The 14,970-nt window shown below is 44.8% G+C and carries 13 protein-coding genes; 12 read left to right on the top strand and 1 reads right to left on the bottom strand.

Annotated elements, in window-relative coordinates; all coding sequences use genetic code 11:
- Positions 1 to 273: 273 nt before the first annotated feature.
- From DDT91_RS00615 to DDT91_RS00575, 9 genes are all read left to right on the top strand, one after another.
- On the top strand, positions 274 to 2,685 hold the full coding sequence (locus DDT91_RS00615) for a TonB-dependent receptor domain-containing protein (RefSeq protein ID WP_187174176.1): 2,412 nt from the start codon (positions 274 to 276) through the stop codon (positions 2,683 to 2,685).
- Between the two features lie 196 nt (positions 2,686 to 2,881).
- The gene (locus DDT91_RS00610; protein WP_187174175.1) at positions 2,882 to 3,385 is read left to right on the top strand and encodes a hypothetical protein; all 504 of its coding nucleotides are present in this window, start codon (positions 2,882 to 2,884) and stop codon (positions 3,383 to 3,385) included.
- An 81-nt stretch (positions 3,386 to 3,466) separates the two neighbouring features.
- Positions 3,467 to 3,688, top strand: a complete 222-nt coding sequence (locus DDT91_RS00605) for a FeoA family protein (RefSeq protein WP_187174174.1) — start codon at positions 3,467 to 3,469, stop codon at positions 3,686 to 3,688.
- A 4-nt stretch (positions 3,689 to 3,692) separates the two neighbouring features.
- On the top strand, positions 3,693 to 5,825 hold the full coding sequence (feoB, locus tag DDT91_RS00600; protein WP_187174173.1) for a ferrous iron transport protein B: 2,133 nt from the start codon (positions 3,693 to 3,695) through the stop codon (positions 5,823 to 5,825).
- Positions 5,826 to 5,997: 172 nt separating this feature from the next.
- Complete coding sequence (locus DDT91_RS00595; RefSeq protein WP_187174172.1) at positions 5,998 to 7,473, top strand: lipopolysaccharide biosynthesis protein; 1,476 nt, start codon at positions 5,998 to 6,000, stop codon at positions 7,471 to 7,473.
- Positions 7,474 to 7,918: 445 nt separating this feature from the next.
- Entirely contained in the window at positions 7,919 to 8,842 is a 924-nt protein-coding gene (locus tag DDT91_RS00590; protein WP_187174171.1) for a universal stress protein, read from the top strand.
- 192 nt (positions 8,843 to 9,034) lie between these two features.
- A complete protein-coding gene (locus DDT91_RS00585) occupies positions 9,035 to 9,580 on the top strand; it encodes an RNA polymerase sigma factor (RefSeq protein ID WP_187174170.1) in 546 nt (181 codons plus the stop codon).
- 31 nt (positions 9,581 to 9,611) lie between these two features.
- A complete protein-coding gene (locus DDT91_RS00580) occupies positions 9,612 to 9,965 on the top strand; it encodes a hypothetical protein (protein ID WP_187174169.1) in 354 nt (117 codons plus the stop codon).
- 12 nt (positions 9,966 to 9,977) lie between these two features.
- Positions 9,978 to 10,415, top strand: a complete 438-nt coding sequence (locus DDT91_RS00575) for a Spy/CpxP family protein refolding chaperone (protein WP_187174168.1) — start codon at positions 9,978 to 9,980, stop codon at positions 10,413 to 10,415.
- A gap of 38 nt (positions 10,416 to 10,453) precedes the next feature.
- On the opposite strand, the gene mscL is transcribed toward DDT91_RS00575, so the two are convergent.
- Positions 10,454 to 10,876, bottom strand: a complete 423-nt coding sequence (mscL, locus tag DDT91_RS00570; protein ID WP_187174167.1) for a large-conductance mechanosensitive channel protein MscL — start codon at positions 10,874 to 10,876, stop codon at positions 10,454 to 10,456.
- A 196-nt stretch (positions 10,877 to 11,072) separates the two neighbouring features.
- Between mscL and DDT91_RS00565 the strand changes: the two genes are divergently transcribed.
- The 3 genes from DDT91_RS00565 (at position 11,073) to pfkA (ending at position 14,918) form a co-directional block, all read left to right on the top strand.
- On the top strand, positions 11,073 to 13,115 hold the full coding sequence (locus DDT91_RS00565; RefSeq protein ID WP_187174166.1) for a S9 family peptidase: 2,043 nt from the start codon (positions 11,073 to 11,075) through the stop codon (positions 13,113 to 13,115).
- Between the two features lie 446 nt (positions 13,116 to 13,561).
- Entirely contained in the window at positions 13,562 to 13,942 is a 381-nt protein-coding gene (locus DDT91_RS00560) for a methylglyoxal synthase (protein WP_187174165.1), read from the top strand.
- A complete protein-coding gene (gene pfkA / locus DDT91_RS00555; protein WP_187174164.1) occupies positions 13,932 to 14,918 on the top strand; it encodes a 6-phosphofructokinase in 987 nt (328 codons plus the stop codon). Before DDT91_RS00560 ends, pfkA begins: the two co-directional genes overlap by 11 nt.
- Positions 14,919 to 14,970: the final 52 nt, after the last annotated feature.

Raw genomic sequence — 14,970 nt, 5'->3', positions numbered from 1 at the left:
AAAACTGATTCCCCTTCCTCACAAAAAATCCCAAAATACAATCAGCGAAACCCGAAAAAACTTATCAAAAGCTAAGCAAAAAAAATAACTTATGTCCAGCATTTAACAAATTAATTGCCTGAAAATCTTACAATTAACTTAATAATAGGTGAGACACTTTAGGTTTGTCTACGAATAGTTAAAAATGCTCAAGAATAATCCAAAAAACCGCTTATCTATTTTTACTTCTCCTTTTGAACCTCCAATGCATTACTTTGTAGATTGCTTCTCAAGATGGAATTCAGAACCTTCGTTTTACTCTTTATTTCACTGCTGACCGCCTTACCTGGAGCAGCCCAGGTTATCAGCATACAGGATTCAGAGTTCAAACAAGCCCTTCCCGGAGTACTGATTTATTGCTCTGATCCAGGTCTAACCGTTTCGACCAATTCTCTGGGAAAAGCCGATATATCTGCATTTGCAGGGAAAAAGACCCTAATGCTTCAGCTTCTTGGCTTCCAATCGATTAGTATTTCCTGGGAGGAGATCGAACAGAAAAATTTCCAAATCGAACTTTCACCCAGTCCGATTACCCTGGATATCGCGGTGATTTCAGCCTCTCGATGGAACCAAAACTCCCAAGAGGTAGCCGGCAAGGTCAGGTATTTGGATCCCAAATTAATCACCCTCAGAAATCCAAGTAATACCGCAGACTGGCTGGGATCATCCGGAGAGGTTTTTGTCCAAAAAAGCCAATTGGGAGGAGGAAGTCCCATGATTCGTGGCTTTTCCTCAAATCGTCTCCTGTATTCAGTGGATGGGGTACGGATGAACACGGCCATTTTCAGAAGCGGAAATCTTCAAAATGTCATTTCACTTGACCCATTTGCGTTGAAAAATACCGAAGTTCTATTCGGACCGGGCTCTGTGATGTACGGATCGGATGCGATCGGAGGAGTTATGGTTTTTGAAACCCTCAGTCCGGAACTTGAAAACCAAAAATTGAAAGGAAATATCATCACCCGCCTATCTTCCGCGTATTCGGAAGAGACCTTTCACGGATACTTCGCTTACGGGAAGGGAAAATGGAGTTTTTTGAGCAGTGCGACCTTTTTTAACTATGGAGATCTAAAAATGGGAACTCAAAATGGGCAGGATTCCTATCTCCGCGATGTAATTGCCATCAGAGAAAATAACTCCGATATCCAAATCAACAATCCCAATCCACGGGTACAAGTAGGCAGCGGATACACTCAGGTAAACCTGATGCAGAAAGTGAAATATGAAGCAAAAAATCATTCCACCTTGGAATATGGCTTTCACTTTTCCAACTCAGGAAATATTCCAAGATATGATCGTCTGATAGAAAAAAGGGATGGAAACCTTCGCTTTGCACGCTGGGATTATGGCCCTCAAAAGTGGGTCATGAACAACCTGAAGTGGAATTACCGAAAACAAACCAGATGGTTTGACCAAATCCGGCTCATTGGAGCCTATCAGTTTTTTGAAGAAAGTCGCATTGACAGAAGATTCGGAAATCAAACCGAATTTAATCGACTGGAACAGGTGCAGGCTTATTCCCTTAATGCCGATCTCTTGAAAAATTTCAAGGGGGAGAATTTTCTCAGTTATGGATTTGAGGGGGTCTTCAATCAGGTGGAGTCCCGGGGACAATCCCTCCATATTTCTACCGGCCAAGTCGGAAAAGCTTCTGCTCGCTATCCCAATTCCACCTGGAGTTCTTTGGCCCTGTATGGAAGCTATCAGCATAAACTGAGCGAAAAATGGAAGTTCCAGACGGCTTACCGGTATAATTTCAATGCGATCAAGGCAGATTTTTCCAATAATCTGGATTTTTATCCCCTGCCTTTCACCACTTCGCAAAACCAATTTCATTCTCTGACCGGGAACTTGGGAGTGATTTTCTATCCGGAACCAAGTTTCTCTATTGGGCCATTTTTTTCGACCGGATTCCGAGCGCCCAACGTGGATGATATCGGGAAAATTTTTGATTCAGAGCCTGGTTCTGTCCTGGTTCCTAATCCGAATCTAAGTCCGGAATACGCTTACAATGCAGAGATCAATCTGAACAAACATTTTAAAAACCGGATAAAAATCGACTTGACGGGATTCTACACCTGGTTGGATCATGCCATGGTTCGAAGACCTTTTATGCTCAATGGCCAATCCGAAATCATCTATGATGGAGAATTGAGCAGTGTCTTGGCGATTCAGAATGCTGCTTTTGCGGAGATATTCGGAATCCAAGCCGGTCTCGAAATTGCCATAACCAAGCGTCTTCTCCTGACTTCCAAATACAATTGGCAGAAAGGAACTGAAGAACTGGACGATGCGACTACGAGCCCATCCAGACATGCAGCGCCGGCATTTGGACTGACCAGGCTAAGCTACTTGACTCAGCGATTCAAATTTGAACTGAGCTCCCAATACAGTGCGGAAGTTCCTTTTGAGAAAATGCCACTCGAGGAAAAGTCAAAGCCTGCCATTTACGCCACAGATTCTGAAGGAAATCCTTATTCGCCCTCATGGTTGATTTTCAATTTTAGCTCCAGCATTCAGATCCTTCCGTTTTTACAGGTGAGCGCAGGCATTGAAAATATAAGCGATCAGAGGTATCGGAGTTATAGCTCGGGAATTGTAGCACCCGGACGTAATTTCACGCTGAGTCTAAAAGGAAGTTTTTAAGGAAGATTTCTTTCTTTCAAATCCCCTAACTTTCTGATTGTAATCTTGTTATTTACCAAAAAATCAAATGAAGTTTTACCTTAAGTCAATTGGACTGACCTTGTTCATGTTTGCTTTTCTTGCCCTTATTCCCATGAGTTGCGGAATCTTGTGCGAGGATTCATGTGGATGTAGTCCAAGCTTTCCTCAACAGGAAATGATCATCAGGTCAATGGAAGTTCTCACCATAGCGGGAGATGGTCAACGAATTAGTCCCACGAACAGCCAGCCTTACAATCAGGTTGTCAAAGCGTTTCGGGTAAAAGAGTTTGATCTCGTTACCCAGTCTCAAGCCCATTCCGGGAGTCAGACCTCATTTGGGTCTGTCCTAGCTTGCAGCCCACTTCCTATCGTCTCCAAAGAAGACCTCAAACAGTTGCAAATCATTAATTTGCAAGAGGTTACTTTAGGAGACGGGACCGTTTTGACGGTCGGGGAAGACATCACTGCCTATTTTGGGATGAATTATTTTTTTACACAAAGTCTTGAATCAGTTCCTCAATTTCTGGGACAGGGAAAACCCTTCTTGCAAGATGATTTTTTCAAAATCGGTTTTACAAAAGATCCCGGAAGGCCTGTGGTTCTTGAGTTTAATCTCAGAATTGTTCTGGAAAACGGTAAAGAGTTCGTATTCAATAATCAAATCCACAGTATCCAATAAACGACTGACAAAAAACTTATTTATTTTTCTTTAGATTCATTCCAAAGAGCGTTACTTTTGCGCCTAGGTGAATATAACCCAATGACCGCAGACCAACTACCACTGAACAAATCCGGTAAAATCGTCGAGGTAACCTCCTCGCCATTGAAGATCAACCTGATGGAGCTTGGGTTCCTTCCCGGAAAATACATCACCCTTCACCACAAAGCTCCTGCAGGAGGTCCCATGGCCTTTCAGATGGATGAAACCTTATTGGCTCTTCGTAAAAATGAAGCTGCTCTGATCCGAATCGAACTACTCTGATTTCATGGCCGAGACTATCTTATCCAATCCTACCCAGACCACCCGGATTGCCATCATCGGTAATCCAAACGTAGGTAAATCGACCATTTTCAATTACCTCACCGGACTCAATCAAAAAATCGGGAACTACCCAGGGGTCACCGTGGACAAGAAAACCGGTTCCCTTCAGATCAACGGGGAGCAGTTTGAAATTTTGGATCTTCCCGGTACGTACAGCCTCTTCCCGAATTCTGAAGATGAAATCATTGCCCATAGGGTACTGAACCAAACTCAGCTTGAAAAAAGACCCGACTACGTGTTGATGGTGATCGATTCGACACAGCTTTCACGGGGACTTTTTTTGGCTACCCAGTTGATCGACTTGGGAATCAACCTCGCCATCATTCTCAACATGGCGGATGTGGCGGAGAAGAAAAACATTGAAATCAGAACCTTCGAGCTTTTTAAAAATCTGGGGGTGCCGATTTTGCAGACGGACGCACGAAATCAAAAGGGGATGGATCAGATCAAAAACCTGATCAGCCAACGCAATTTTGCCAAAGCGCCTCAGTTTGTCGATATCCTCGATGTCCTACCTGCATCCTTAATACAGAAAGTTAAAAGCAAATTCTCCCTGGAAAAGGATTACCAAGCGTATCAAATGATCCGCTTCGGTACCAAAGACAAGGCGATCGATGAGGCAGACAGGTCTTGGTTGAACCAACTGATTACTAAGGAGGGATTTAACCTGGAAGAAGCCCAACTCGAGGAAACCAAAATCCGGTACAAGAAAATCACCGACTTGGTCAACCGATCCCTGTTCAAAAAAGCAGAACCCAAACCCAAATCAAATCTGGATAAAGTTTTCCTTCATCCGGTTTGGGGCTACGTGATTTTTCTGGGGATTTTGCTGGTTATTTTCCAGGCGATTTTCTCTTGGGCTTCCTACCCCATGGACTGGATCGACGGCTTCTTTGCGGATTTGGGAGGTTGGATCCAATCTTCCCTACCCGACGGCCCACTGACACGGCTTTTAGCCGAAGGAGTCATTCCGGGTATTGGTGGCGTAGTGATTTTCATTCCTCAAATCGCCCTCCTTTTCGGGTTTCTGGCGATTTTGGAAGATACCGGGTATATGTCTAGGGTCGTTTTCTTATTGGACCGATGGATGAGGCCTTTTGGACTGCATGGCAAAAGCATCGTTCCCTTGGTTTCCGGAGTTGCTTGTGCGATTCCCGGTGTCATGGCCGCCCGTAATATTTCCAACTGGAAGGAAAAGATGATTACCATTTTGGTAACCCCTTTGATGAGCTGTTCTGCCCGACTTCCGGTTTACATCATTTTGATTGGATTGACTGTACCGGATGAAGTGGTTTTGGGATTTGTCAATCTCCAGGCCATGGCGCTGTTAGGCCTTTATCTTTTGGGTATTTTGGGAGTTTTATTCACGGCATTTTTATTGAAAAACATCCTCAAAACCGAAGAAAAGAGCTTCCTGATCTCAGAACTTCCTTCCTATCGGATTCCAAGATGGGGAGACGTGGGAATCACCATGGTAGAAAAAGCCAAGACTTTTGTTTTTGAAGCGGGTAAAGTGATCCTTGCCATTTCCATTATCTTGTGGGTACTGGCTTCTTATGGCCCACCATCCAAGATGGATCAAATCCGAATGGAAGGAGAAGCCAAATTGGAAAACATCACAGATGAAGCCCAAATCGCAGAGATCGAAGCTGAAACCAATTCGCTATTGCTGGAAAACTCCTTCATCGGTATCATGGGGCAAGCGATCGAACCGGTCATCAAGCCTTTGGGGTACGACTGGAAAATCGGTATTGCTCTGATCACCTCCTTTGCCGCACGTGAAGTGTTTATTTCTACCATGGCTACGATCTACAGTATCGGAGGAGATGTGGAAGATGACCAGACTATCCGCCAAAAACTCGATCAGCAGATCAATGCCAACACAGGCGAAAAGACCTTCAATACCGCCACAGCCTTTTCACTGATGGTATTTTACGTATTTGCCATGCAATGCATGAGTACCCTGGCCGTAGTGAAGCGGGAAACCAAAGGCTGGAAGTGGCCGTTGATTCAGACGGTGTATATGAGTGGATTGGCTTATCTGATGGCTTTTATCACCTATCAATTGTTTTCATAAGATGTGGCAGGAACTGATCGTCGGAATTATGCTTATCGGTGCCGGTTGGTACTTGGTAAAGAAGTTATTTCTAAAGCCCAAAACCCAACCCGGCTGCGACAAATGCGCCAAACCTTAAAACAAGCACTCGGGAATTCATTGAATTCCCGATTTTTTTGATGAATATTCGTCCATGAGTAAAATAGCCCGGCAAAGCATTCAAACCACGATTTTTTCCTATATCGGGGTGGTTTTGGGCTACATCAATGTCCTTTGGCTCTATCCTTTTGCGCTCAATACCACCGAACTGGGCACCTTCAGAACTATTCAGGATTTGGGCTTATTGTTTGTTCCTTTTGCCCAGTTGGGCGTAGGACATGGAATTACCCGGTATTTTCCGAAGCTGGAGAAAAGTCAATCCGCCTTTCTGACCTATAGTCTAGCCTTTTCTCTTTTGGGATTCATGGCAGTCTGCCTGATTTTTTTTGGATTGAAAAAAGAAATCATCGGGCTCTTTGCGGCAAATTCCCCCGAAGTGGTTGATTTTTTGGGAATAGTCCTTTTGATCACCTTGTTTGCTTTATTGAGCAGCGTCCTCGATGCCTATGCCCGATCCTATGTCAAAGTAGCCATCCCTACTTTTTTCCGGGAGGTTTTTCTGAGATTGCTGACCTCGATTTTGGTAGCCATTTATCTTTTGAAATGGATCAGCTTTGAGCAGGTGATGCAAGGCCTGGTGATGGTCTATGGCCTGGCCCTGGCGGGAGTCTGGGTATATTTGATTTGGCTGAAAGTTTTCAAGTTGGATTTTGACTGGAATCATTTCCCCAAAGGATTCAGGAGTTCATTTCTGAGATTCAGCCTGATCACCTTTTTGGCTACGGCAGCCTCCACCCTGATCATGAAGATCGACTCCATCATGGTCAGCTCGATGGTAAGCTTGGAGGCAAATGCCATCTATTCCATCGCTTTCTACATGGCTTTGGTGATCGAACTTCCCCGAAGAGCTATTTCCCAGGTCTCTATGCCTTTGATCGCAGATCATTTTGCAAACAACAGAATCCCGGAGATCAATCACCTCTACCGACAAATCTCTAACCGCCAACTCTACATCTGCTTATTGCTTTTTGCTTTGATCTGGGCAAGTATAGATCAGATTTACCATTTCGTACCCAACAGGGAAATTTATCAGGCCGGAAAATGGGTAGTTTTTTACATCGCATTGGGGAAAATCTTCGATGTGGCTTTTTCAGTAAACAGCGAGATTTTGGTTTTCTCCAAGTACTATCGGTTCAATTTGGTTTTGACGATAGGAATGAGTGTGTTAATTATTGTGGCAAACTATTGGCTCATTCCTGTTTTTGGCATCGAAGGGGCAGCTATAGGATCTGCAGCCGTAATGCTGACCTTCAACTTGATCAAATACGGTTATCTCAAGGTCCGCCTTCAGGTAGATCCATTTAGCTTTGAAACCCTGAAAATTTTGTTTGTTGGGATTTTGGCATTTTTGCCAATGTTCATCCGATTGGAAGAGGTATCCCCTATGGTATTGCTGGTCTTAAAATCCTTAGCGGTACTTGGATTATTTGTGATGGGCTCTTTGGTGAGCGGTGTCGGTAAGGAAGAATGGACTTGGATCCAAAGCAAGATTAAAAAATCCGGGCCTTAGAGTGTTACGAAACCTCTTTTATTGACAAGATTTGAGCTGCTTGGATTCCGCAAACTTCCACTGTTATCCTGCTTTTTGTGCGAGGCCCCGATCCCGATAGCTATCGGGACGGGGTGAGGCCTGTTTTTGGAAAGAGCTTCACTCGGGATTGTTTTTAAATTGTGAAGTTCGAACATGTCGGCGGCCCGGACACTGCAAATATACGAGATCAACACCGGTGGGGTTGAAAATAGTAGAAAATAAAAAAGTCCTGGACTCTTGTCTTTTTTGACACTCACGGCTAAAAACCCAAACCTGCCAAATTTTATTTTACAAAAAATAACCGAAAACTTCCCGTTTTCCACAATTTGAGGAAAGCCTTATCAAAAATCAGAATTTTATTTTGAACTTTTCTCAGTAGTTTACTAAGCTCATTTTAACTTTGCATGGACAAATCCCAGTCATTATGTATCTGATTAAAAAATTGATTGTTTGTCTGGATCAGACCCCCCTGGATCAGACCTTGATTGAGTACGCAGCTTTTATCGCTAAAGTCAACCAGACCAAAAAAATCTACTTCGCCAATGTGATCAAGAACCTCTCGATCCCAAAAGAAGTCTTGGACGAATTTCCCAATCTGATCGAAAACATGATCAATGAGCGAAAAGAAGCCATGGAAAAACTGGTGAATGAACACTTTCCTGAAATCAAAGGATTGACGATCAGTTACGTGGTAAAAGAAGGGAACCTATCCAAGAAAATCCTCAAACTGGCAGAAGAAAAATCAGCGGATATGATTTTGATTGGAAGGAAAGTGGATCTTCCCGGCACCGGGGTTGCCTCTCAGCGACTTGCCAGAAGAGCTTCCTGCTCCCTCTTGATTGTGCCTGAAGGAGCCAAGCCACGGTTAAACAGATTATTGGTTCCAAGTGATTTCTCCGATTATTCTAAGGACGCGCTGGAAGAAGCGATTATGATTGTCGAAAAGCACGGAAGAACAGCCGAGATCGTCTGTCAAAATGTGTTTACTGTTCCCTCGGGATATCATTTCACAGGAAAGAGCCTCGAGGAATTTACAGACATCATGCAAATGCACGCAGAGATTAATTACAAAAAGTTTATCCGAAAGATTGATACCAAAGGAGTAAAGATAACCCCAATCTACACCAAGGACGACGATGATGATCCCGTGCAGGAAATTGTATCCAAAGCACTCGAAATTGAGGCAGATGGGATTATTATCGGTGCCAAAGGAAGAACTGCCGCCACTGCTCTTTTCATCGGAAGTATGGCCGAACGACTCATCCAATACAATGACAGTTTACCCTTACTGGTCACTCGACCCAAAGGCAAGAACGCAGGTATTTTGGACTACATCCTGGAGATTTGATTTTTCCCTAGGATTTCTTTCCATTAAAGGGCTTTCATTTTCGAATGAAGCCCCTTTTTTTTGAACCCCATCCCATCGGACTAATTTTAAGAAGGCCCTCGCTCCTTCACGACAATAAATGGAGAATTCTGTTCAATTCTTTTTTTACATTCACTTAAACCCTCCGAGTCCACTCAGGTCTAACGCTGGTAAATGAAAGAAAGCGACCAACATATTCTAGAGCTGATCCAGTCTCCCTTCACCAAAGAGATTGGGTACCGGAAGTTGATCGAATCGTATCAGAAAAAAGTCTATCATGTCATCCGTAGGATGGTCATCATCCATGAGGACGCCGATGACCTGACTCAAAATACCTTCATCAAGGCATTCAAAAACCTGGAAAAATTCGAAAGAAATTCTTCCCTGTTCACTTGGCTATATCGCATAGCCACCAATGAGTCCCTGACTTTCTTGGAAAAAAAGAAAAAAAGGTATTTCTTCTCTCTTGATGACCATCAGGAAAAAATGGAATCCTACCTGGACCAACCCGGTAGTCTGGATGGGGATCAGATTCAGATCCGATTCCAAAAAGCCTTACTCAAATTGCCGGATAAGCAACGGCTGGTATTTCATCTGAAATATCAGGAAGAACTCAGCTACGAAGAAATGGCAGAAATCACCGGTACGAGTGTGGGAGCACTGAAGGCAAGCTATCACCACGCCGTAAAAAAAATTGAACAATTTGTACTCAACGAATAAACTTACCGGCCTTGGCCCAGTCTAACTTGCAATGGAAAACTTACCCAAACTCAAAGAATTCACCCCACCGGAAGGCTATTTCGAATCCCTTCCCGAGGAAATTCTAAGGAAAGCCAATCGGAAAGATTCCCATTCCTACCTCAAATATGCCGCAGCAGCCATCCTTCTGCTTGCCTTAGGACTCTGGCAACTGGGAGAATTTGCCAATCCCCCTGAGCAGCTGAGCCTTGAGGAGGAAGCCTTGCTCTACATAGAAAGCAATCAATGGACCGCCGAAGATGTCCTCAGCCTCTCGGAAAATCCGAATGATATTCTTGACTCGATCATTGAAGAAGAATTTGGACAAACCGAGCCTTTGTGGACGGAGGAGGACAATTGGTTTTAACAGAATAGAATCATGAATAAAATAGCACTGTATTTCATTTTCATTTTCGCACTTTGTGCCGGAAATGCCTTGGCCCAAAGGCCAACCCAAAACATCGATCCTGAGAAACTTCAGGCCGCAAGAATCGCTTTTATCACTTCCCGTATTGATCTGAAACCCGAGCAGGCAGAAAAATTCTGGCCTATCTTCAATCAGTACACCGAACAAAGGGAAGCTACCATGAAGTCCATGTCCGGGCTAAACCGGGGAATAGAAAGTATTTCAGAAGAAGAGGCCAAATCCAGGATTCAAAAGCGGCTGCAATTGCAGCAAAAGATGCTGGATGACGAAAAAGCTTTCATCAATGAGGTTTCGAAAGTGATCACTTCCAAACAGGTCCTGATGCTGAATAATATCGCTAGGGATTTCAATCGGCATATTTACCAACGGCAACGAGGTTCAACTAACTAGAAAAAGCCCCGAAAATTTAATTTTTCGGGGCTTTTTCATTATTTCTTCAGCAAGTCTCTGATTTCCTCCAACAGCTTTTCGCTAGGAGTCGGAGCTGGTGGTGGTGGCGGAGGTGCAGGGGCTTCTTCCTTCTTTTTGTTCATCTTATTGATGCCTTTGATGGCCATAAAGATCACAAATGCGATGATGGTAAAGTCTACTACATTTTGAATAAACATACCATAATTGAGAGTAACTGCGGCTATAGCTTCCCCAGTCTCATTGGTCGTAGCATCTTTGAGCACCAAGTTTAAATCCTTAAAGTCCACACCGCCTACCAGCAATCCGATGGGTGGCATCACCACGTCATTGACAAAGGACGAAACAATTTTCCCAAAAGCTCCACCGATAATCACACCGACTGCGAGATCGATGACATTGCCCTTGACGGCAAATTCTTTAAATTCTTGAAGTAATCCCATAAAGTATAAGGTTGGTTGTTGAATAACTGAATATTCTGAAAAATCTTCTGAAAACCAACACTTTTCCTTTGACCCCCCATAAAAAAGTGGGCAATTCAGGGTCTGATCAAGAAAAAGTCCCCCATTCGGCTCACTCAGGACGGAACCAAGGTCAGCATTTTTTGATTATGCTTGTATTCAAAAATACTCAGAGTACATGTCCGCACCCCTTGCGCCTAAGAAACCACAACTTTTAGAGACCCACGGTCACCAACGCATCGACCACTACTATTGGATGAATGATCGGGAGGATCCAGCCGTCATTCAATACCTGGAGTCAGAAAATGCCTACTTGAAGGAAGTAATGAAGCCCACGGAAGGGTTTCAGCAAATGCTTTTCGAAGAAATGAAAGGCAGAATCAAGGAGGATGATCAGAGTGTCCCCTATTTCAAATCCGGGTACCATTGGTATGTCCGATACGAAAAAGGAGAAGAATATCCCATTTATTGCAGGAAAAGGGGCTCTATGGATGCTCCGGAAGAGATCATTCTTAACGTCAACGAACTCGCCAAAGGAAAATCGTACTACCAAGTAGGAGGCACTTCGACCACACCTGATCAAAAAATTCTGGCCTTCGCCGCAGATGAAGTGGGAAGGAGAATTTATACGATCTATTTCAAAAACCTGGAAACCGGGGAAATCCTGGAAGACCGGATTCCTGAAATTACCGGGAATTTTGTGTGGGCAGCAGACAACAAGACCCTCTTCTATTCCAAGCAAGACCCTGAAACCCTTCGTTCCCACAGGATTTTCAGGCATTCCTTGGGAACACCAAGCTCCGAAGACAAGCTCATCTTTGAAGAAACCGACGAGGAATTCAGCTGCGTGGTCCACAAGACCAAATCAGAGAAATACATCCTGATTCATTCAGAAAGCACCATTTCCTCAGAAGTTCGATTCATAGCTGCTGCACTGCCCGATTCTGATTTCAAATTGATACAGGAACGAATTCCCCACTTGGAATATGCGGCTGATCATTATGGAGAACACTTTTATATCCGCACCAATGACCAGGCTCAAAACTTCAAATTGGTCAAAGCCCCGGTTTTGTCCCCGGCCAAAGAAAATTGGATCGACGTGATTCCTCACCGCTCAGAGGTTTTGCTGGAGGACTTTGATCTATTTTCCCGGTATCTGGTCACTCAGGAGAGAACCAATGGCCTCACCCAAATCCAGATTAAACCTTGGGAGGGTGAAGGACATTCCCTGAAGTTCGATGACGAAACCTACACCGCCTGGATCAGCACCAATCCGGAGTTTGACACCGATCTGTTGAGATTTGGCTACAATTCACTCACCACCCCAAGTTCGGTGTATGATTATCACCTGATTTCAAAAGAAAAAACCCTTCTCAAGCAGCAGGAAGTGGTCGGAGGATATGACGCTTCCGAATTTCATTCCGAGCGGATTTGGGCAAAAGCCAAGGACGGGGTAATGGTTCCGATCTCTCTGGTGTACAAGAAATCGCTCTTCTCAAAAACCGGAAAAAATCCCCTCCTGCTCTACTCCTATGGATCGTATGGCTATAGCATGGATGCTTATTTCTCCTCCAATCGCCTTAGCCTGTTAAATCGGGGATTTGTGTTTGCGATTGCACATATCCGAGGTGGAGAAGACCTGGGCAGGCATTGGTATGAGGATGGAAAAATGCTCAAAAAGAAAAACACCTTCACCGACTTTATCGCATGTGCCGAGTACCTGATTGCCGAGAACTACACTGCTCCTGAGCACCTCTATGCCATGGGGGGAAGCGCCGGAGGACTGCTAATGGGTGCCGTCATCAATATGAAACCCGAACTTTTCCACGGTGTCATCGCCAACGTACCTTTCGTGGATGTGGTCACTACCATGCTGGACGAAAGCATTCCCTTGACCACGGGGGAGTTTCAGGAATGGGGGAATCCCAAACACCAAGAATACTACGAATACATGCTCTCCTACTCTCCCTATGACAATGTGGAAGCCAAGGCTTATCCAAACTTGCTGGTGACCTCAGGCCTGCATGACTCACAGGTCCAATATTGGGAACCTACCAAATGGGTGGCCAAACTTCGTGAACTCAAGACCGACTCCAATCTGCTCCTGCTTTATACCAATATGGAAGCCGGACATGGAGGAGCTTCGGGAAGATTCAATGCCCTGAAGGAATTGGCTTTGGAGTATGCGTTCCTCCTGATGCTGGAAGGAAAGGCAGAGTAGAAAACGGGATAAAATTGGTTTTCGACCATTAATTCACGAATTTCTTAAGAATTAGCGATGAAAGAGCAAAGGCAACTTGCTTCGGTCTTTCGACCCGAAAATCAAAGAGAATTTGATCCATCGAACTATTTCAAAAACTTAGGAAAAAGAAAAAGGAACTATGCATATACGGAACTTTGCCAGTAACTTATTTCAAAGGTCAAATGACCCAATAAATGCCAATTCTTCTCCTTCTTCGGTCTTCCGTCATCGGTCTTCCATCCCCAAATCAGGAGAATATTCGTCTACTGGCAGAATAGCGTATAATCAGAAAGGAATTAAACCATATTCGCTTCAGGAGGTTAAACCCTAGGTAAATCTGACAGTTTATTGACAATAAAATCCTGCCAAGAAGGGGAAAAGCAAAATTTCTCTAACTTTGGCGCCAAACCTATTCAATCCAATTCATGAAAATCGCCTTAATAGCCCATGATGGTAAAAAAGCCGACATGGTTCACTTTTTAAGCGGATTCCGTGATGCCTTGCAGAGAGTGGATATTGATCTGGTCGCCACCGGCACCACGGGTTCACACATCGAAAAAGCCGGATTCAAAGTGGAAAGACTCTTGTCCGGCCCCTTGGGCGGTGATGCGCAGATCGCCGCATTGGCAGCCGAAAAGAAGCTCGCCGCAGTCATTTTCTTCAGAGACCCTTTGGATAAACACCCCCACGAACCAGATGTACAAATGCTGATGAGGATTTGTGATGTGCACAATATTCCCCTGGCTACCAATCCTGCTTCGGCCGCATTAATGATTCAAGCCTTGACACAAACCTATGGAACCTAAGAATATCAAAAAAATTGGCGTACTCACCTCCGGTGGGGATTCCCCCGGCATGAACGCAGCCATTCGGGCTGCTGTCAGAGCGGGGTTTTATTACGGACTGGAAATGTACGGGATCTACCGAGGCTACGAGGGTATGATCCAAAACGACATCAAAAAACTTGACTCCAAAAACATCACCCACGTATTGGAGCGGGGCGGAACATTCCTAAAGTCGGCCCGAAGTGAAGAGTTCAGAACACCCGAAGGGCGCAAAAAGGCCTATGACAACCTGATGAGCCATGGCATCGACGCATTGGTGGTGATCGGTGGTGACGGTTCCCTGACCGGTGCACACCTGTTTTACCAGGAATATGGCATTCCGGCTATCGGACTTCCCGGCACAATCGACAACGACCTTTCCGGTACCGATCTGACCATCGGCTTTGATACCGCCTGCAATACGGCCATCGAAGCCATCGACAAAATCAGAGACACGGCCACCTCTCACGACCGTTTGTTCTTTGTCGAGGTGATGGGCAGAGACGCAGGATTCATCGCCATCAATGCCGGTATCGGCAGTGCAGCTGCGGCTATCCTGATCCCTGAACGCAAAACCCCCATCGAAACCTTGGTGGAAAAGCTCAAAACCAGAACCAAAGCCAAAAAATCCTCCAACATCGTGATTGTGGCAGAAGGTGGAAAAAGCGGTTCCGCTCAGGAAATCGCCGACAAAGTAAAAAAACACCTCCCCTATTACGACATCAAAGTCACCATCCTCGGCCACTTGCAGCGGGGCGGAGCCCCTACTTCCTTTGACCGACTTCTCGCCTCCAAGCTGGGCGTGGCAGCAGTGGAAGGACTGATGCAGGGCAAGTACGACGTGATGGCCGGAATGATCAACAATAAGATCGTCTATACCCCTATCGTCAAAGCCATCGTGGATGACAAGGAAGTGGATGACGAGGACTTAAGGGTAGCGAATATTCTTTCTACCTGATGGAAAATCAGCACCATAAAACCAAAAGAGGCTCGATAATTCGGGCCTCTTT

The organism is Algoriphagus sp. AK58 (assembly GCF_014324365.1).
Taxonomy (GTDB): domain Bacteria; phylum Bacteroidota; class Bacteroidia; order Cytophagales; family Cyclobacteriaceae; genus Algoriphagus.
Note: the sequence above shows the minus strand (reverse complement) of the source record. Positions and strands in the feature narration are given on the sequence as shown.